The organism is Prauserella endophytica (assembly GCF_005146945.1).
Taxonomy (GTDB): Bacteria; Actinomycetota; Actinomycetes; order Mycobacteriales; family Pseudonocardiaceae; genus Prauserella_A; species Prauserella_A endophytica.
Window position 1 is genome coordinate 1 of the sequence record NZ_SWMS01000022.1, and the last position, 18249, is coordinate 18249.

The window sequence follows — 18249 nt, forward strand, 5'->3', positions numbered from 1 at the left end:
ACACCTGTCCACGACACGAAATACCAGGTCAACGGCAAGATTCGGAAATCGAAGTCGAGATAACCGCAGCGACGACGTCGTCGCCGAAGACTTCACCCCAGCGGCCGAAGGGCTTGTTGCTGGTGACGATCAGCGAGGCTCGTTCGTAGCGGCTGGACACCAGCTGGAAGAACAGGTTCGCGGCTTCGGCTTCGAAGGGGATGTAGCCGACCTCGTCGACGATGAGCAGCGGGATGCGGCCGAGCTTGACGAGCTCCTCTTGCAGCTTGCCAGCGTGGTGGGCGTCGGCCAGCCGGGCGACCCATTCGGCGGCGGTGGCGAAGGCGACACGGTGCCCGGCCTGGCAGGCCCGGATGCCTAATCCGATGGACAGGTGGGTCTTGCCGGTGCCGGGTGGGCCGAGGAAGACCACGTTGTCCTTGCCGGTGATGAAGTCCAGGGTGCCGAGGTGGGTGATGGTGTCCCGCTTGAGCGAGCGCTGGTGATCGAAGTCGAACTCCTCCAGCGATGTGCGCGACGGGAATCGGGCCGAGCGGATGCGGCCTTCGCCGCCGTGGGCTTCGCGGGCGGCGACCTCGCGTTGCAGGCAGGCGGCCAGGAATTCCTCATAGGTCCAGGTCTCGGCGCGGGCCCGGTCGGCCAGCCGCTCCACCGACCCGGCCAGCGAGGGTGCCTTCAACGCCCGGGTCAGGTAGGCGATCTCGGATGCCACATTGCGGCCGTTGCCGTTGCTTGTCTTGCTGGCCATCACGCGACCCCCTCGGCACTGACCGGGGTGTCGGTGAGGCCGAACAGTCGGTCGTAGTCGGCCAGGCTGCGCTGCTCGACAGCGGTCTGCACCGGAGCGACAGCGACCAGTCGACGGGCCTGCCGTAGTTCGGCGGCCGCGGCGGCGTGCACCGGGTCGGTGATGCTTTGGTGATCGGCCCAGCAACGGGCATGCCGGGCGACCTCGACACCGGCGAGGGTGACCACGACCGCGTCGAGGTCGGCGCTGATCTCCACCCGGCGACCGACGGCGCTGGGGTGCACGGAGTAGTCGTTGGAGTCCAGCCGCACGTAGTGGTCGCGCGGGAGCCGGGTGGTGCTGCGCCACCCCACCACCGGGGCGACCGGCGGTAGCTCGAGCATCGCCGCCTTGTCGGCCTCCCAGCGGTCGATCGGGCGGCAGCCCAACCGACGGTGCTGCCGGGTGTTGGCCCGCACCAGCCAGTCCTCGAGCTGGGTGTTGAAATCGGCGGGGCTGGTGAAGGCGCGGCCGGGCAGGAACGAGGTCTCCAGATAGCCGTTGGCCCGCTCGACCAGTCCCTTGGCTTCCGGGTCTGCCGGGCGGCACTGGATCACCTTGATGCCGAGCGTTCCGCGGAAGGCGTTCATCGCTTCGGTCAGCTGCGGCTTGCCGCCGCGCCACTGCCCGACAGCGGCCTCGTTGTCCCACACCAGCGCCTTGGGCACCCGGCCCCAGTCGCTGATCAGCGCCCAATGCCCGGCCAGCAGGTCCGGACTCTGCCGCGAGGGCAGCATCCGGGCGGCCATGATCCGCGAGTAGCCGGAGACCATGACCAACACCGGTGGGCGGCCCACCTGCCCGAATCTGAGCGGGATGTCCACAGGCGGGAACCACAGATCGCACTGCGCCAGTTCGCCCGGCTGGTATTCCGTGCGCGAGGCCGGATCGGTCGGTTTGAACAGCGGCCGCAGCTGCTGCACCCGCTCGAAGAACACCGTCTTCCCGCGCTGCCAGCCCACCCGCTCAAGGATCACCGTTGAGGGCATGTCCGGGAACTCCGCCAGCAGCGCCCGGATCTGCGGCTCCACCGCATCCACAATCGAGCCCTTCGCCGGCCGCTCGTACTTCGGAGGTGCGTGCGACGCGAGCGCCTTCCGCACCGTGTTCCTCGAGATCCCGAGCCGGCGGGCGATAGCCCGAACCGCCATCCCCTCCGCCCGATGCAACCGGCGAATCTCCGCCCAGTCCTCCACGTTCAGCACCTCATGATCGTCATGGGGTGGGTCAAAGTTCGCGCGGAACCAGAGGGTCAGTATTCAGCCGGAAGCGACAGACCGCTGGGTTCCAGGGAGGACGGGCGCCCCTGCTCGTGCGACGCCCCCATCGCGCGGCCTACACGGTCGAACACGCCTGTCGTCTGGCGCGACTAAGCAATCGGTTCGGGACACGCCCCCGACTCGCGCGTCCCGAGCCCACCCAGGGGAGCCCGGGGCCGCGCGGCCGCGTGTCGTTCCATTGCCCAGCCGCGCAGCTCGGCCTTCGGTACACCCCACGCGACCCGAAGGATGGCACCCGCCCGCGATGGTCAAGACCCCGTCCTCCGCGAGCTGCCGCACCACGCTGAAGTCTGGGGCCCTGTGAAGGTCACCGCTAGAGCCGTTCGGCCCCACAACAGCATGCGTCCAGTCGTTCACTTTCAGGTGATGTCACCGGTCCCACCAAACCTCCGGTCCCCCATCCCCATGGCGCTCGACCGCACGAGTGCGCCCTGGATCCGGGAGAGCGCGGCCCGCCTGGCAGACCAGGCGGGCCGCGACTCCGGGCTGGACGCGCCAAGAATGCCGCTCCGACGTGCTCTCACGGGAGGTGCTACCGGCTGCGCAACACCGACATTGACACGCTCCCCTCCCGCAGGACCACAGCCAAGGTACAACAACCACGACTACGGTGGCCTACTTTTCAAAGAGCGCAACCGGCCGACTTCCGAAGATCGTCGACATTCGCGGCGCGAACAATTGCCACGAGGTTCCGTGAGGTAGTCGCGCTGATCCGAAGCTGCTTCCGCAACGTCTCGGCGGAGATAGGGCGGCGGTAGCGTCGCCAGTGTTCAGCGTCCGCCCGACGCGATCGCTCCACGAGTTTCTCGTCGAGATTAGTCGTCTTGCGGGTCGCTGCCCCCAACAGCTTGGCGCGCCGCTGGGCTGAAGGGTACGACGTCTCTTGTTCGACGCGGCCACCCGTCGAGTCCGCCGACGGGGACATCGACGAATGCGCTGGCCCTGGACCGATGTTAGCGGCGCTCAGAGCTCGCAGAAGGCCAGGTCCTGTCTCGGCCCACCCGATTAGCAGTAGTGGCCCGACTGCGTCGAAAGCCGCCTTTCCCCACTGACCAGCGCACACCGGGTCTGCGACGTTCAGCAACAGAGTCACCACGCTCGCGGCCAGCAGCAAACGTCGTGCTGGCCGCAGCACATCCTCGCTCGCGCCGGACACCGCCAGGTGCCGCGTACCGACGAGCAAGCCCAGCACCGTCAGGTCCACGGCCGGTGCCACCAGCGGTGCAACGAGCACAGGTACCTGCAGCTTCAAGGCCAGATTCAGGACGTTCGTGAGGTAGGCCTGCGGGCGCGGTGTCGGTGTTGCCACCGGTCGTTTCCCGCAGGCCCCTCCCGCACCCGGCGTGCGGCTTTCACCGCACCGGGCGCTCCATGCGTCTTACCCGCTGGTCAGCCGCTGTGGGCGGCTGCCGGTCGGGGTGTCCACGGGGTCGGGATGGTGCTGCCGCGGTAGCGGTAACGGGTCACCGCGACGCTGGATGCGCCGGTGAACACGACCCCGTTGTGGGCGAATCGCCACCCTTTGTCGCAGAAACGACGCCGGAGTTCGGGCATTCCGATCCGATGCTGGCCGCCGTACTTGGCGCGCACCCAGCGCATCAGCCGACCCCACGCATGGTTGTCGATCGCGCTGAATACCACCTTGGCGACCGCGTGGCGGAAATAGTTCGCCCACCCCACCAAGACCCGGTTGACGCTTCTCAGCACCACATCCAGGTCCTGGTATCGGGTTGATCTGTACGTCCTCATCTTGACCTTGTCCTTGACTGACTGAATCGCCTTCTTGGACGGCCTGGTATAGACGCAATACTTTCGAGTTCCTCGGTTCCACTGACGGCGAAGAGTGAACCCGAGGAAATCGAAGCCCTCGTCGATGTGGACCACCCGTGTCTTGTCCGGCGACAGCCGTAACCCCAACGGGGCCAGCACGGCCGCCACCTCCTCCCGCAACGCCTCGGCATGATGCCGCTCGCCCCAGACCATCAGGACGAAATCATCCGCATAGCGGATGAGTCTGCACACACCGTGCCCGGCTGCCTTGCGTTTGGCCCGCTGGTATCTACTGCCCATCGCCCGCCACTGCCGATCGAAATAATCGTCCAGCGCGGACAGGGCGATGTTGGCCAGCAGCGGGGACAAGATTCCACCCTGCGGTGTTCCTGTCAGTGTCTCTTCCCGGTTTCCGAGTTCGGTCAGAACACCGGCTTTCAGGAACGCCTTCACCAGCGCACACACCCGTTTGTCCGTGATTCTCACCCGCAGACGGTCCATCAACGCCCGATGCGATATCTCATCGAAACAGGCCTCGATGTCCGCCTCCAGCACCCAGTGATAGTTCCGGGGCTTCGAGGCATAGTAATGAATCTCGGCCACCGCGTCCTGCGCGCGCCGGTTCGGACGGAACCCATACGAGCAGGGTTTGAAGTCTGCCTCGAAAATGGGTTCGAGCACCAACTTCAGGCTCGCCTGGACCACCCGGTCGGTGATGGTGGGAATCCCGAGCTTCCGGAACTTCCCCGTGCTCCCCTTGGGGATCATCACCCGCCGCACCGCGACCGGACGGAACACGCCCGACTTCAGCGCATCCCGGATCTGGGCCAAGAAAGCCTCGGTCCCCACCCAGGTCTCGACCAAGCCAACACTGACCTTGTCGATACCCGGAGTCCGCGCGCCCTGGTTGGTTGTGACGCGCTCCCACGCGCACACCAGGAACGCCGGATCAGCAACGAGGTTGAACAGATCACCAAACCGGCGCCCCGGTTGCTCGGTCGCCCAGCGATGTAGTTTGGTCTGCATCCTCCGTACCGTGATCGCCGCCGACTCCACATCCGGCCACACCACGGCGCCGGTATTCACCGGCGCGTCTTCGGACATTGCTTTCCCTCTCTGTCTGACGCACTGTCGCCCTTCCCCATGTGCACGGGCTTTCCCCGGCTCGGAGTACTACGGCGACTCCGCCCCAACCCCGGCGCTTCGACAGGCGTCGCGTCTATCCTCACCCACTTCGCTGGCTGCGCAGCGCGGCGGGGAATGCGGCCGGGATGGTTCCCACGTTCACTGTTGTCCGGTTGACGGGTGAGGCGTCCAGCTATACCCCTGCGGCATCGCCACGGCTACGCCGTAGACCTTCACCGTGGCCTCCAGACCCAGACTTCGGAGACCCGACCTGAAGTTCCCCACCCCGTTCCCGAGGCAGGTGCGCACCGCCCACCAGCCCGAATCCACCGGGTTAGAGCTGGCTATTCGTGAAGAGGCGTAACGAAACCGGTTCCTCGCGTACACCTTCCCGTCTCGCTCACCACGCCCGACCCGTCCGGCAGTGCCAGGCCGACGCGACTTTGTCGAGGCTGCTCCCGCCCAACCCAGCGACCCCTGGGTCAGGCTGCCTCCAGCTTCACCCCGCCGCTACGACGACGGAGCGATGGACGGTCTTCCACCTCCATCCGCAACAACAGCGCCTCGTGGCGCACCCAAAGCCGAAGAGGAAGGTCAGCCCGATGACCAGACTCATCGTGACCGTGACGAATCGAGCAACTGTCTGTGCGTTGGAACTCATGACGGCCTCGCTCCCGAGCCCGGAAGTTCGAACCTCGCCTCGAGAGTCAACGTGCCGATGGAACGGCCTTGGTCAGCCCCGTTCCCATCCTTTGGTAGTCCTGCCGAGGGCGCCCAGATCGTTTTGCGGGTGCAGGGCCTCGACCAGCGGAAACGCCGGTCGAGGCCCTTTAACGTCTCACCCGGTCAGACCCGGCCTTCTGCGGTGCTGCGTGGACACGTCAGCTCGCGTGGCCGAGCGCTGTTTGCACCCGCTGTCTGGACACGACGTCCTGCCCATAGGGGCAGGCCGCGTAGATCTCCATGAGCACCGTCAGCGAGTGTCCAGCCAGCCACCTGCTCACCGCCGCGTGCCTCAGGCCGTACAGCCGCCGCGCGAGCGGGGTCGACCTGTGCTTCCTCGTCCTGTCACTCTTCACTCTCTCTATGTCACACCAGCCATAGAGAGAGGCTGGGACATCTGGAGGTCGCACAGGGGATCCTTGGACAATGCGTGGACACAACCCCGGTGTTCCAGCCGTTCGTTGCTATTTACGCTAGTGAGAGCGCCACGCTAGACCGTCCCAGCCCGGCCCCTCCGGAGGCAGGTGGCGCAGGTTCCAATCCTGCCGAGGGGTGCCCAGGTCAGAGCGTTATTGGACGCTATGACCATGCTTTGCGTAGTGCCGCACCTGGTGCGACCCGGCTACTCTCGCACCATGACCGACGCCCAAAAGCGGCCTCAGCGCCGCCAGTGGGGCGAGATCGAGACCCTGCCGAGCGGAGCACTCCGGGTCAAGGTCTACGTCGGCGTCGCCCCTCAGCGGCAAGCGGCGTTACCTCCGCGAGACCATTCCGGCGGGTGCAGACCTCGACAACACCGTCAGAACCGCGGGCCGCCGTTCCCATACACCTTGAGCGGTTGTCCGATCCCATGCGGTCACTCCTGACGAACGACGGCGTCGGGCTGGAGTGCACCGGCTTCGCCTCTAAACTGGTGAGCGGCAACTACGAGTCCGCCTGCCTGCTGAAGATCGGCCGCGAAGACTTCTGGCCGAAGTACGGCGCTCACATCGAGACGAACTGGGAAGCACAAGGCTTACAGCGCTACCCGAGCCCACACGCCGAATCTTGGCACTGATCAAGGTAACCCTGTACGTCGAACAATGAAGGATCATTTGCACTTTTGGCGTGGATTAAGCGCCTGAGCCGGAACCCGCAGAACCTGACATAGAGTTCACGCCGCGACTGAATTCTTGGTAACTACTACAGCATGTCGCTAAGATTCGCAATGTCCCGTGCACCGAGCTCATGAATCAACTGACGCGCGCGCCTCACAGCAACTTCGTCTCCCGCCGCAAGTACAGCCGCAACCGTAGAGCGAACACTATTCAGGTGCCCAATGAACGTCCAAGGCGTATCAACCACATCAACAAGGAAGCGAAGGACGCGAATAGTTGTCAGCGGATCGACAGCAGCAGCCTCCACAAGCGCGTCGACAACTCGGAACGCGGGGATCGGCGATCCACCACTCAGGAGAAGCCAATGTAGCTCCGGCAGCCACCAACCAATGTCAAGTGAGGAACACCCGCACCACCACGAAAAACCAGTTAGCTCATCCACCGAAACTGCCTCGGATTCCACCAAGCTCCGGACGCTACTCCACAACTCCTTAAGACGGGCAACCTGGTCAGCACTAAGTTGACTATCCGGATCGTCTTTTGCTTCACTCTGACGAAGAATCCGGCCCGAGAAAGTGACAATCTCAGAATGCACACCTGCGACTTTGGCACGCAACAGCTTCGCCAACAGGTCATCATTGCCCAAACCGACATGCCCCCACAAGTAGAGTAGAATGACATGCCGCACCAGGGCTTCGATACTTCTCTTTCGCCGCTGTCCGCCACCGTGTTCGAGATTTCCTATCGCTTGCGCATATTCCTTCCTTGTCATTTCCAACACTGCAGAACTGGGCCCGTTGTACTGAAGATAGGAATCCCAGGCAGCGTTCCGATACGAGAGCAAATCGGGGCGCTGCGGAAAGATTACTGGAATCAAAGTTTGCAGCCATTGAGGATCAAGACGGGCGAGAATCGGTAAGCAGAAGCCGAAAACTGAATGTACCGCCAGCGAATTATCATGATCGGGATCGGCGTGAGTCGCCAGCACCCCTCGAATCTCGCCAGGGATCGGCCCTGAACCATCCGTCTCCCACCAGGAATACATGGTTATCGCACGAATAGCCTCTCCGCGCACTGTGTTCATCGCCAAGGTGGTGGGGTCCATATTGTCACCACCGAACCTAGCTTCAGTTTCGAGACCAGGATCCGGATGTTGGGCCAATCTTCTTAAGATTAGCGAGATTTGCGGAGAGAATGACTTCGTTGGATTCGATTCCGTCGAAGACATTGCCGCAGCCAGGAGCCGCGCCACCTCCATCCACACCCATCGCCAGCTCTCAGTTGTCTCGCGTTCCCCATTCTCCAGTTCTGGCGAAATCTCGCCTTGCTCTGTAATCCAACTGCATAATTCTAGCGTTTGGCCCCAGTCAAACTGTGCCCCTTTTGAGACTGCTTCCTTCAAGCCGGAGATCAAAGAACCCATGTAAACTGCTTGCTGTCCAATGAAACTGTTGGCACTATCTGCGAAACGGCTTGCGTTGTTCGCTACGACAGCCGCAAGTATCCTGCCCATACCTTCGCGCGAAGGCGCTCCCCATTCATTCGTAGGCTCCCACGACGATAGAAACCTATTGAGATCCTCTATCGACAACGTTGAAAGCTCGTCTGCCGTAAGAGGAGAGGTGGGACCAACGAACGAGAAGCTAGCATTAACCGAGGGTCGCGCGAGAGCTGCAAGATCTCGATCCCGCGACACTGTATCAGCCCACTCGCCGAACTCCTCGGGAATATCATTGAAGATGGAAGCTATTCTCTTTAGCTGCCATACAGAAACGTATTCGCCCCAATCTTCCCCGATACGATCGCGAAAATCCTGAGCGACTGCCGGCCCGTTCTGAACCAGAGTTAGATAGTCATATTTGCGATCGAGGGAGATACGCGGCCACAACGCACTCACTGCCGCTTTCAGCTCGTCTTCATACGCTTCATCGTTAATCATGTCTGATCGTGTGACGAGGCTCGCCGCCAGTTCAAGGTTGAAACTTTGAGGCGCCTGAGCTATTGCGAATAGCGCTATTCGGCGTTCAATCTTCCATGCGCCTGCAGATAGCGTCTTCAACACACTGTTGGCCGTATCGCTATCCTTCCGGACGAGAGTTAGCGTTGCATGAACGACACCATTGACTAGCGATTCGGCGCAGTCGGTTGCTCTCTCCACCACCCCAAGGCTTGCTCGCCATATCTGAGAATAGTCATCGAATGGCGGTTTCCCAACTGGCGGAGATCGAAAGCGAAGTGTGTCATCTAGCACTTCTCGCAAAATTTCGAGCGCTGGAATTCCCAGCGCCTCAACGAAAGGACCGGACAACTCCTCAACAACATCATAGAAATGGTGCTCACCGATTCTCGGAATCGGGCGCGGCACCAAGCCTTCGAGCGTCTCGGGCGGGTCAATAGTCAGCAAAGCACTCGCCAGGCGAAGGGATTCTGTCACCACCCCTTCACTCGCAAGCCTCGTTGCGAGTTTTGCGCTATGAATTGGCAGAAGCAGGCTTCTTTGGCCAAGGAGCCACTGCACAAATTGAGGAACCAGCCGCGCGGAGACAACTGCCGGCATCTGCAGCGCCGCTTCCGCAAAGGCGTCATGAATGCGTGGATTCTCTGTGTCTGGAATCTCGAGTATGACCGAAGCAACTCGCTCAGGACTCAGAGTCGCCATCCTCGCGAGATACCGCGCTGGGGCCCATTCTGGGTACCGAGCCATGTCGTCGCTAATCTCCGGCGGCGGGGGCGAGTCGAAAAGCCCTTCTTCCCGCAGAGGATCGATCCAATCCGGAGAACTCAGTTCGTCAAAAAAGAATGAAAGGTCGGAACCGCGCTGTACGTAGCGCATCGCCAGTTGTACATCCTTACGAGTCGGCATCTCGTTCTGCCTCCTCGATGATTTTCCGAATCTTTTCACGATTAGCAAACGTGGACGGTTCGAGCTGATTCAACAAAAACTCTTCAAATTCTGACAGATGCTGCTCGAATACTTCTATCGTAGTGATAATTCGATGATGCGAAACGGCAACAAAATATTCGCGCAATCGTTGCCACTGTGCCAAGCGGGCGGCCTCGATGAAGCTTGGCATCGAGTGAGGACCAGGGTCCGTCTTACGTAAGAACATGCGCATTTCGTCAGTGCGCGACGCCAGACCGATTTTAGAAGGCTCCAGCAGTTTATCCAACTTCGAAAGGACCTTCCGGAGCGGGCCGTCGATTTTCCCATCCCATCGACCGCTCTCATGGCAGGCGCTGTTCTCTTTCGCTCGAATCCAAAATGGTCGAACGTTGTTGATCTCTTGCGTCAACGTGCCAGTTCCCCGTGCTGTGGGGACGTCGAAGTGGTACGGCAGCTTCTCGATGAGCTCCCGAACAGAGTGAGCGGCTTGCGCAAGGTGATCAGGATTGGCTACGTCCCGCAAAACATGTCGAGCGCCGAGGTAGAAGTCAACGAGGAGACGTCGATGCCCAAGCGCTTCGATGAGATCCCGCTGACGCGGGGTGAGATCAAACGAGGGCGGGCCTGAGCCTTCTCCCAGCCGGAAAGTCACGACCATTGCCGTTCGTCGTGGGCGACGCCAGCCAGGCAGCGCGGGCAGCTTGCATACATGTTCACAACTCGGCTCCCCGCTGCCCAACCTGTAGTCAGTGCTCAACCCCTGATTTTAGCGCCCGTGGTCGGATCCGCGGGGCCCCGATGCTTCCGGCGTGTCAGCTCGCAACCGGGGTTCAAGCCCGAGATGCCGAGGCGATCAACGACGCCTTCGCATGTCGTCAGACGGCTCATGGCGCGAACTGCGGACGCGTGTGGCACCAAAGGCACGTGGGTGCGAGGGATGAGCAAACAAAATCGCAGCTAGACGGCATATTACTAGGAGATCGACGCCCTCCGGAGGAAACGCCGGTCGAGGCCCTTTAACGTCTCACCCGGCGGTCTCGACCTGCCTGCGCACCATCTCGGTGATCCAGATCGGCGCGAACGGGGACGTGCAGTTCGGTGGGGTCGGGTAGTCCTTGAGCACTTCCAGGCGTTCGCCGACGTCGATGGCCCTGGCCCGGTGCTCGGCGTGGTCGATCCCGATCTGGGCCAGGCAGTGGTTCATCGCCCACTGCAGGCGGTCCGGGGCGGCCTTCATCTCCGCCTCGATGACGTCGAGCAGTCCCGCGAGGTCGAGACCCTCGGGCTTCTTCGCCACGCGTTCGGTGGTCAGCGCCCAGCCGGCGCTCGCGACCACCGGATCAGGGTCGGCCGACCAGTCCAGGCGCAGCCCTTCGGCGTGCGGGCTCTTCTTCACCACGTAGTTCACGAGCCAGTCGTGCACCTTGGGGCTGCGCGCCTCGCGCACCATGGCATCCAACTCGGCACGCTCGAACGCCTTCGGACGGCAGATCAGGATCGCCAGCAGCCTTGCCGCGGTGTCCTTGGTCTCCCACAGCTCGCGCGCGAGGTCCTGCTGGGTTCTCAGCCGCTTCGCGAGCGCGCGCAGCTTGCTGAGGTTCACGCCGTGATCGTCACCGTGCCTCTCGTTCACCGCGCGTGCCTTCGGATCCTCGAGCGCGGCCAGCTCGGCCATCACGTCGGCCACCGTCGTCTCAGCCACCTGAACCTCCACCCCTCACGGTCCGGGAGTACCGCCGTCAGTCGCGGGTGCACTTCGCCGTCGAGCCAGTGTCGCATCGTTTCGTTGAACAGCGCGACGTCCTCCACGTTCCAGATGTGGTGCATCCCAGGGGCAACGTGGATCTTCGCGTGCGGGGCGGCGGCCCGGATCGCGTGGAGTGAGCGGCGCGTCGACTCCGGTTCCCGTTCGCCGACAACGGCCAGCAGCGGAGCCGTAGAGTCGGCCAGGCCGGTGGGAACCCCGCCCGCGGTCACGTCGGCGAGCACCCGCCGGGCCGTCTCCCTCGACACGCTCAGGCCGTGTTCCACATACGTCTTCCTGCCATCCTCGGGCAGCCGGAACGCCGCCGCTTGCGCCTGCCAGAACCAGGGGGCCTTCCAGAGCAGGAGTTGCAGCTTCGCGGTCGCTCGCACCGTCGCCCCCAGCGGCGACACCATCGCGCCGGTGACGAACAGGCGACGCACCACGCGCGGATGCCGGGCCGCGAGGTGCAGCGCGACGATTCCGCCGAGCGAGAGCCCGACGACGTCGACAGGAGGCGTGATCCGCAGCGCGGCAAGGCGGTCCGCGAGACCGTCGGCGACTTCGGCCATGCCGGGCCACACCTCGCCGGCGTGCGCGCCGAATCCCGGGAGGTCCGGTGTGACGACGAGCCGGTCGCCGAGTGCCTCGACCTGAGGTGACCACATCCAGCTCGCCGCGGCGTTGCCGTGCAGCATGAGCACGGGAGGGGCAGCCGTGCTCATGGCCGGTCGGTGCAGCTCCGCGAAGTCCGTCACGTCAGCTCCTTCTACACATCGGCAAGCCAGTCCAGTTCGGTCCGCACCTGGGCGATCCCGTAGTCCAATGTGGCCAGACGCAGCCGGGCCCGCCGGTCGGGCGGGTCCGGCAACGAGCGCCGCATCTCCTCCAACTCCGCCAGCAAGGACTCGGCGTCCGCACGTCGCGCCGCCAGCAGTTCCTCCACTTGCGACTCCGGGAGGCCGCCGGAGAAGAAGAGCCGCGCCAGGAAGGCATCGCGCTCGGGTTGCCGTTCGAGCTTCGACGTGAGCCAGTCGTTCAGGACCTCGCGGCCCCGCTCGGTGATGTGGTGGACCTGGCGGGCAGGGCCGCCGACACCGGGTGCGGTCTCGACGGCGGCCAGGCCGTCCGCGGTCAACTGGGACAGCGTCCGGTAGATCTGCGCCTTGTCGGCCTGCCAGAAGTACTTGATCGTGGTGTCACAGTGCCGTTTGACCTCGTACCCGGTCATCGGTGACAGATCGAGCAGGCCGAGTATCACGCGCGCCAGAACCATGGCTCCAGCATTCCAGCTAACTAGTAGACTTGTCCACTACTCCAGCCGCGGCCAGGAGAGACCGAGCAACAGACTCCCGGCGGAGGGCACTAGCTATGGTGGGCGGATGGCGTCTGTCAAGCAGTTCCAAGTCACCTTCGACTGCGCAGAACCTGAGCGCGTCGCTCGTTTCTGGTGCGACGTGCTGGGTTACGTCGTGCCGCCGCCACCGGACGGGTTCGCCTCCTGGGAAGACTTCGATCGCTCGCTGCCGCCTGAGCAACAGGGTTCGGCGTTCGCCTGCGTCGACCCCGCAGGTGTCGGCCCGCGGCTGTTCTTCCAGCGCGTTCCCGAAGGCAAGGTCGTGAAGAACCGGCTGCATCTTGACGTGCGGGCCGGCACGGGGCTCGTGGGTGAAGAGCGCCTCGCCACACTCGAGGCCGAATGCGCACGGCTGGTCGCGCTCGGCGCGAAGCGCGTGCGACTACTGCGTGCCGATGGCATCAACGAGTCGTGCATCGTGATGCAGGACATCGAGGGCAACGAGTTCTGCCTCGACTGACGCACCCGCATCTGGGCGGCACGGCCGACGTTCGTCCGTAAATCGGTTCGACGGCTCCGCGGAGTCCTGCCAGAGTGGCACGCCATGAGGCACGCTATGAGCAACGCCGAGCTGCTGACCGCCGAGGACGTGCGGCTCATGCAGCGTCTGGCGCAGCGGGTCACCGCCGCACGCCCGGATCTGGTGAACAGTGACGCGTCGTTCGGCGAGCTGGCCTGGAACTGGGGCAGGGGGCATGCCGACCACGGCGCGACCTGGCCGCGTCAGCTGTGGTTCTCCGGCGGGGAGCTGGTGGCGTGGGCCTGGGCCTTCCTTCCGCACCAGGTGAGGCGCAGCGACGGGTCGGTCAAGGACATCACCGGCGCCTACCTGGCGTATCAGGTCCACCCCGACCACGCCGAACTGGTCGACGAGGTGATCGACTGGTACGACGCCACGGCGGACGACGTCGATCGCACGGTGCTGCCGAGCATCGCCGACGAGTTCGCACTGGCCCGATGGGCGGCACACGGCTACGAGACCGACCCGGCTTCGCTCGGCGACACCGGGAACTGGACCCAGCTCAACGTTCGGGACCTCACCGACGTGGAAGAGCCGAAGCTGCCGGCCGGTTTCCGGTTCCGCACCGCCGACGAGGCCGGACCGGAGGCCGCGGTCCAGGCCCATCAGGACGCCTGGGCTACCACCACGTACACGGCCGAGAGTTACGAGGGCGTCCGGCGGACGGCGGCGTATCGTGGCGACCTGCACGTGCTGGTGGAGGCTCCGGACGGAACGATGGCGTCCTCGACGATCATGTGGCTCGACGAAGCGAACAAGACCGCCGAGTTCGAACCCGTCGGAACGCATCCGGGCTACCGGCGGCTGGGACTGGGCAGGGCGATGCTCCTGCACGGCATGCAGCTGGCGCGAGCCGCCGGGGCCACTCAGGTGACGGTCGCCTGCCTGGGTGCGCCGGGGCATCCCCAGGCGCGCGGGCTGTACTACAGCGTCGGGTTCCGGCAGTTCACGCGGGATGCCCCGCTCATCAAGACCGCGGGCTGAGGACTGAGCAGCCACGGATTGGAATGTGCGCCCCGCATGCCGGGCGCACATCGTCCACTTCGGACCCGGCAGGCGCCGTCGCCGATGGCACACGTACGCGCGAGAAGGACACGCATGGCCGCGACCGCGGAGAAACATCTGGTGTACTGCTGGATCGAACGCGCGGGAACGGTGCTGTTCCTGCGGCGCGCGCCGGGGACCTTCCTCGGCGGCAACTGGGAACTGCCCGGCGGCACCGTCGAGCCCGGCGAGGACCCCGAGTCGGCCGCCGTCCGCGAGATCGCCGAGGACACCGGGCTCGCCGTGACGGTGACCCGCGAGCGCGGCAGCCACACCTGGATGGACGTCACCGGCCGGGATCCGCGCGTGCACGCCGTCGTCTACGAGGCGCGGGAGCCGGGCGATGCGGAGGTGGTGCTCAACCAGGCCGAGCACGACGACCATGCCTGGCTCTTCCCCGCGCAGGCGTGCGGTCTGCCCATGGCGGCGCACTTCGTGGAGGCGCTGCGCCTCGGCACGGCCCGGTAAGGTCGGCGGTGATGAGCTCCCTGATCCGCGAGGCGAACCCCGCCGACATCGATCCCGCCACCGAGACCCTGTGCGCCGCGTTCGCCGACTACCCGTTCACCCGCCACACCATCGCGGCTGACGACCATCTCGACCGGCTCGCGCGGATGCAACGCCTGTTCCTCAGCCGGATCGGCCTGCCCCACGGCCGCGTGTGGGTGAGCGACGACGCCGGGGCCGTCGCGGTCTGGACCACGCCTGCGTCGACGGGCATCGGGCGCGTCTTCACCGAGCTGGCTCCCGAGCTGGCCGCCATCGCGGGCGACCGGGCCGCGATCGCGGCGGCCACCGAGGCCGCGCTGGCACCGCACCGGCCCACCACACCCAGCTGGTTCCTCGGCACCGTGGGCGTGCGGCCCGATCGGCAAGGCCGAGGACTCGGCAGAGCGGTGATCGAGCCGGGGCTGCGCGCCGCCGAGGCCGAGGGGGTGCCCGCGTTCCTGGAGACATCGCTGGAGGGCAACGTCACCCTCTACCGCAAGCTCGGCTTCGAGGTGGTCGCTGAGATCGAGCTGCCACACCACGGGCCGAGGACGTGGGCCATGAGCAAGGAGCCCTAGAGTTCCCGGAGCGCGGCTCCCACGGCCGCGACGCCCGCCTCGATGTCGCCCACCGCGTTCGCCGCGTAGCCGAGCACCAGTCCCGGCGGCCCTCCGCGCTGGCTGTGCCACGACAGCGGCTGCACCTTGACGCCCCGCGCGAACGCGGCCGCGGCGAGGTCGGTGTCGGAGAAGGATCCGGCGAAGGTGATCATCAGGTGCAGCCCGGCCGCCGCGCCGTGCACGACGGCGCCCGGCAGGTGCCGCTCGATCGCCGCGATCATGGCGTCTCTGCGACGGACGTGGCGACGGCGCAGCAGGCGCAGATGCCGCTCCAGCTCGCCCGACTCCATCAGCTCGGCCAGCACCAGCTGCGGCAGCGCGGCGTTGCCGAGGTCGGCATCGCGTTTGGCCGCGGTCACCGCCTCCCGGTAGCGCGTGGGCGCCAGCAGCCAGCCGACGCGCAACGCGGGCGCGAGCAGCTTCGACACGCTCCCGGCGTAGCAGACATGCTCAGCCAGCGTCGCCCGCAGCGCGGGCACGGGCGGGCGGCCGTAGCGGTGCTCGGCGTCGTAGTCGTCCTCGATGATCAGCCCGCCCGCCTCGGCCCACTGCCGCAGGCCGCGCCGCCGGTCGCCGTCGAGCACGACCCCGGTCGGAAACTGGTGCGCCGGGGTCAGCATCACCGCGGGATGGCCCGCAGCGGTCAGCTCGTCGACGCAAAGGCCCGCGGCGTCGACCCGCACCGGCGGGGTCTCCAGCCGCCAGCTCCGCAGGTGCTGCCGGGCCCCGAGCGAGCCGGGGTCCTCCACCGCGACGGTGGTGATCCCGTTGTCCCGCAACACCTGCGCGAGCAGGCCGAGTGCCTGCGCCACGCCGGCGACGACCACGACCTCCGCGGGGTCGACCCGGATACCCCGATAGCGCGCGAGCCAGGTGGCGACGGCCGTGCGCAGCGCGGGCGTTCCCCTCGGGTCGCCGTAGCCGAAGTCGGCGGGCGCCAGGCGGCCGAGCACGGCCCGTTCCGCGCGCAGCCACGCCGAACGCGGGAACGCCGCGAGGTCCGGCACTCCCGAGGACAGGTCGATCCGGGCTCGCGCGGTGCGCAGCGTGTCGAAGACGTCGACGCCGGGCGTCACCGGGAACGGCGTCGGCGGCTCCGGCGGCGACGCCGACGGCACCGGCGCCAACGGAGCGGACACGACGACGGTGCCGGCCCGGCCGCGCCCCACGACATGCCCGTCCTCGGTCAGCCGCTGATAGGCCTCGGTGACCACGCCCCTCGACACGCGCAGGTCCGCCGCCAGCACGCGCGTGGCCGGAAGCCTGCCGCCGACGGGCAGGCGGCCGTCGGCGATCGCGAGCCGCAGACGCTCGGCGAGCCACGCCGCCCGGCCGCCCGCGGGAGCCTGTGCGATGTCCAGCTGCAGGAAATCGGAGCCCGGCGACGTTATGGACCCCTTCGATGGGCTGCCTTTGGCCCTACTCATCGGGCCATTGTGGCAGGACAGTGAAGGCATGAACGCGGCATTCCTGCTGAACTCGCTCGTCGTGGCCGCTATCCCCGGCACCGGCGCGATCTACACGCTCTCCGCGGGCGTCTCGCGGGGCAGGCGCGCCAGCCTTGTCGCGGCGTTCGGCTGCACCCTCGGCGTCATCCCGCACATCGTCGCCACCCTCACCGGCCTGGCCGCGCTGCTGCACACGAGTGCACTCGCCTTCGAGGTGCTGCGCTATCTGGGGGTGGCGTACCTGCTCTACCTGGCCGTGACGACGCTGCGCGACAAACGGACGCTCGTCGTGCGCGAACACGCGCCGCCGGAGCCCGCGGCGAAGGTGATCACCTCCGCGGTGCTCATCAACGTCCTCAACCCCAAGCTGACGATCTTCTTCGTCGCGTTCCTTCCCCAGTTCGTACGCCACGACGACCCGCGTTCGCTGGCGAAGCTGCTGGAGCTGAGCGGGGTCTTCATGCTGGTGACGTTCCTCGTGTTCGCCGCGTACGGGCTGTTCGCGGCGGCCGTGCGCGACCACGTGATCTCCCGGCCTCGCGTGCTGACGTGGAGCCGCCGGGTCTTCGCGGGCTCCTTCGCCGGCCTCGCCACCAGCCTCGCCCTCACCGACCGATAGCGAGAAGCGCGTGTACTTCCAGCACTCACCGGGGATCCGGGCCCGGCACCCCGAGCTCGCCGCCGGAGCGATCGTCGCTGACGGCATCACGAAGCACGCCGCCGTGGCCGAAAGCGTCGCCGCCCACACCGCCGTCGCGGCGGACAGGCTCTCCTCCGGCACGGAGGCCGACCTGCCCGAGATCCAGGCGTGGCGGCGGACGTTCTCGCGCATGGGCCTCAAACCGACGCGGTACCGCTGCGCCGCGGAGTCGCTGCTGCGCCGCTTCCGCAGGGAGGGCGAGCTGCCCGCGATCCATCCCCTGGTGGACCTCTGCAACGCGGTGTCGATAGCCTTCGCGATCCCCGTCGCCGTGCTCGACCGGGCCGCGATCCGAGGTGGGCTGGAGGTCCGGCACGCCACGGGCGGCGAGCGGTACCTGACGCTGTCCGGCCAGCCGGAGCACCCCGCCGAGGGCGAGGTGACGTTCGCCGACGCCGCGGGCAACGCACACGCGCGGCGCTGGACCAACCGGCAGAGCGGGCTGTCGGTGGTGCGCGACTCGACCACGTCGGTGCTGATCGTCGCCGAAGCCGTGCACGCCGGCGCGGCCGAGGACGTCGCGCGGCTCGTCCCCACGCTCGCCGGTGAGCTGACCGCGATCTGGGGCGTAGCAACGAAAACGGCACTGCTGACCGCCGATGAGCCCCGCTTCGAGTTCTAGAGCCGGTTCTGAAGCCCGCACGGCCACGCAAGCAACCGG

At 65.9% G+C, this 18249-nt stretch carries 18 protein-coding genes; 7 read left to right on the top strand and 11 right to left on the bottom strand.

Features of this window, described 5'->3' with window-relative positions; translation table 11 throughout:
• Positions 1-28 precede the first annotated feature (28 nt).
• From istB to FCN18_RS29445, 5 genes are all read right to left on the bottom strand, one after another.
• Complete coding sequence (istB, locus tag FCN18_RS29425; protein WP_323808383.1) at positions 29-748, bottom strand: IS21-like element helper ATPase IstB; 720 nt, start codon at positions 746-748, stop codon at positions 29-31.
• Positions 748-1992, bottom strand: a complete 1245-nt coding sequence (gene istA, locus FCN18_RS29430; protein ID WP_110344117.1) for an IS21 family transposase — start codon at positions 1990-1992, stop codon at positions 748-750. Before istA ends, istB begins: the two co-directional genes overlap by 1 nt.
• Positions 1993-2689: 697 nt before the next feature.
• Positions 2690-3376 carry a hypothetical protein gene (locus FCN18_RS29435; protein ID WP_110344116.1) on the bottom strand — a complete coding sequence of 229 codons (687 nt, stop codon included), beginning with the start codon at positions 3374-3376 and terminating at the stop codon, positions 2690-2692.
• Between the two features lie 80 nt (positions 3377-3456).
• The gene (gene ltrA / locus FCN18_RS29440; protein ID WP_110344115.1) at positions 3457-4941 is read right to left on the bottom strand and encodes a group II intron reverse transcriptase/maturase; all 1485 of its coding nucleotides are present in this window, start codon (positions 4939-4941) and stop codon (positions 3457-3459) included.
• 902 nt (positions 4942-5843) lie between these two features.
• Positions 5844-6041, bottom strand: a complete 198-nt coding sequence (locus FCN18_RS29445; protein ID WP_137096629.1) for a hypothetical protein — start codon at positions 6039-6041, stop codon at positions 5844-5846.
• A 482-nt stretch (positions 6042-6523) separates the two neighbouring features.
• Here FCN18_RS29445 and FCN18_RS29455 point away from each other — a divergent pair, with 482 nt between their 5' ends.
• Complete coding sequence (locus FCN18_RS29455; protein WP_137096630.1) at positions 6524-6742, top strand: hypothetical protein; 219 nt, start codon at positions 6524-6526, stop codon at positions 6740-6742.
• Positions 6743-6867: 125 nt separating this feature from the next.
• Here FCN18_RS29455 and FCN18_RS29460 read toward each other — a convergent pair whose 3' ends face one another.
• From FCN18_RS29460 to FCN18_RS29480, 5 genes are all read right to left on the bottom strand, one after another.
• A complete protein-coding gene (locus FCN18_RS29460) occupies positions 6868-9645 on the bottom strand; it encodes a hypothetical protein (protein WP_137096631.1) in 2778 nt (925 codons plus the stop codon).
• Entirely contained in the window at positions 9632-10423 is a 792-nt protein-coding gene (locus FCN18_RS29465) for a hypothetical protein (protein ID WP_137096632.1), read from the bottom strand. The genes FCN18_RS29460 and FCN18_RS29465 overlap by 14 nt, the downstream gene beginning before the upstream one ends.
• Before the next feature lie 267 nt (positions 10424-10690).
• The gene (locus FCN18_RS29470; RefSeq protein WP_113643845.1) at positions 10691-11341 is read right to left on the bottom strand and encodes a DNA alkylation repair protein; all 651 of its coding nucleotides are present in this window, start codon (positions 11339-11341) and stop codon (positions 10691-10693) included.
• Positions 11341-12168 (bottom strand): alpha/beta fold hydrolase, encoded by an 828-nt coding sequence (locus FCN18_RS29475; protein ID WP_113643782.1) that lies wholly within the window; start codon positions 12166-12168, stop codon positions 11341-11343. Before FCN18_RS29475 ends, FCN18_RS29470 begins: the two co-directional genes overlap by 1 nt.
• 11 nt (positions 12169-12179) lie before the next feature.
• Positions 12180-12686 carry a PadR family transcriptional regulator gene (locus FCN18_RS29480; RefSeq protein ID WP_113643780.1) on the bottom strand — a complete coding sequence of 169 codons (507 nt, stop codon included), beginning with the start codon at positions 12684-12686 and terminating at the stop codon, positions 12180-12182.
• A gap of 106 nt (positions 12687-12792) precedes the next feature.
• On the opposite strand from FCN18_RS29480, the gene FCN18_RS29485 reads away from it, so the two are divergent.
• From FCN18_RS29485 to FCN18_RS29500, 4 genes are all read left to right on the top strand, one after another.
• The gene (locus tag FCN18_RS29485; RefSeq protein WP_112271087.1) at positions 12793-13227 is read left to right on the top strand and encodes a VOC family protein; all 435 of its coding nucleotides are present in this window, start codon (positions 12793-12795) and stop codon (positions 13225-13227) included.
• 96 nt (positions 13228-13323) lie between these two features.
• Positions 13324-14271: a GNAT family N-acetyltransferase gene (locus tag FCN18_RS29490; RefSeq protein WP_113643779.1), complete on the top strand. Its 948-nt coding sequence runs from the start codon at positions 13324-13326 to the stop codon at positions 14269-14271.
• A gap of 114 nt (positions 14272-14385) precedes the next feature.
• Complete coding sequence (locus tag FCN18_RS29495; RefSeq protein WP_137096633.1) at positions 14386-14799, top strand: NUDIX hydrolase; 414 nt, start codon at positions 14386-14388, stop codon at positions 14797-14799.
• Positions 14800-14810: 11 nt separating this feature from the next.
• The gene (locus FCN18_RS29500; protein ID WP_206078003.1) at positions 14811-15398 is read left to right on the top strand and encodes a GNAT family N-acetyltransferase; all 588 of its coding nucleotides are present in this window, start codon (positions 14811-14813) and stop codon (positions 15396-15398) included.
• Here the strand turns inward: FCN18_RS29500 and pdxR are convergent.
• Positions 15395-16867 (bottom strand): MocR-like pyridoxine biosynthesis transcription factor PdxR, encoded by a 1473-nt coding sequence (gene pdxR, locus FCN18_RS29505; protein ID WP_206078004.1) that lies wholly within the window; start codon positions 16865-16867, stop codon positions 15395-15397. The genes FCN18_RS29500 and pdxR overlap by 4 nt on opposite strands.
• Before the next feature lie 28 nt (positions 16868-16895).
• Between pdxR and FCN18_RS29510 the strand changes: the two genes are divergently transcribed.
• The gene (locus FCN18_RS29510) at positions 16896-17507 is read left to right on the top strand and encodes a LysE family translocator (RefSeq protein WP_137096634.1); all 612 of its coding nucleotides are present in this window, start codon (positions 16896-16898) and stop codon (positions 17505-17507) included.
• 10 nt (positions 17508-17517) lie between these two features.
• Entirely contained in the window at positions 17518-18210 is a 693-nt protein-coding gene (locus FCN18_RS29515; RefSeq protein ID WP_137096635.1) for a B3/B4 domain-containing protein, read from the top strand.
• The last annotated feature ends 39 nt before the right edge of the window (positions 18211-18249 follow it).

Bases quoted from the DNA above. Each gene is read 5' to 3' on its own strand.
- FCN18_RS29480 (WP_113643780.1), bottom strand. From the start codon at position 12,686: ATGGTTCTGGCGCGCGTGATACTCGGCCTGCTCGATCTGTCACCGATG.
- pdxR (WP_206078004.1), bottom strand. From the start codon at position 16,867: ATGAGTAGGGCCAAAGGCAGCCCATCGAAGGGGTCCATAACGTCGCCG.
- FCN18_RS29495 (WP_137096633.1), top strand. From the start codon at position 14,386: ATGGCCGCGACCGCGGAGAAACATCTGGTGTACTGCTGGATCGAACGC.
- FCN18_RS29460 (WP_137096631.1), bottom strand. From the start codon at position 9,645: ATGCCGACTCGTAAGGATGTACAACTGGCGATGCGCTACGTACAGCGC.
- FCN18_RS29490 (WP_113643779.1), top strand. From the start codon at position 13,324: ATGAGCAACGCCGAGCTGCTGACCGCCGAGGACGTGCGGCTCATGCAG.
- ltrA (WP_110344115.1), bottom strand. From the start codon at position 4,941: ATGTCCGAAGACGCGCCGGTGAATACCGGCGCCGTGGTGTGGCCGGAT.
- FCN18_RS29500 (WP_206078003.1), top strand. From the start codon at position 14,811: ATGAGCTCCCTGATCCGCGAGGCGAACCCCGCCGACATCGATCCCGCC.
- FCN18_RS29485 (WP_112271087.1), top strand. From the start codon at position 12,793: ATGGCGTCTGTCAAGCAGTTCCAAGTCACCTTCGACTGCGCAGAACCT.
- istB (WP_323808383.1), bottom strand. From the start codon at position 748: ATGGCCAGCAAGACAAGCAACGGCAACGGCCGCAATGTGGCATCCGAG.
- FCN18_RS29510 (WP_137096634.1), top strand. From the start codon at position 16,896: ATGAACGCGGCATTCCTGCTGAACTCGCTCGTCGTGGCCGCTATCCCC.
- FCN18_RS29470 (WP_113643845.1), bottom strand. From the start codon at position 11,341: ATGGCCGAGCTGGCCGCGCTCGAGGATCCGAAGGCACGCGCGGTGAAC.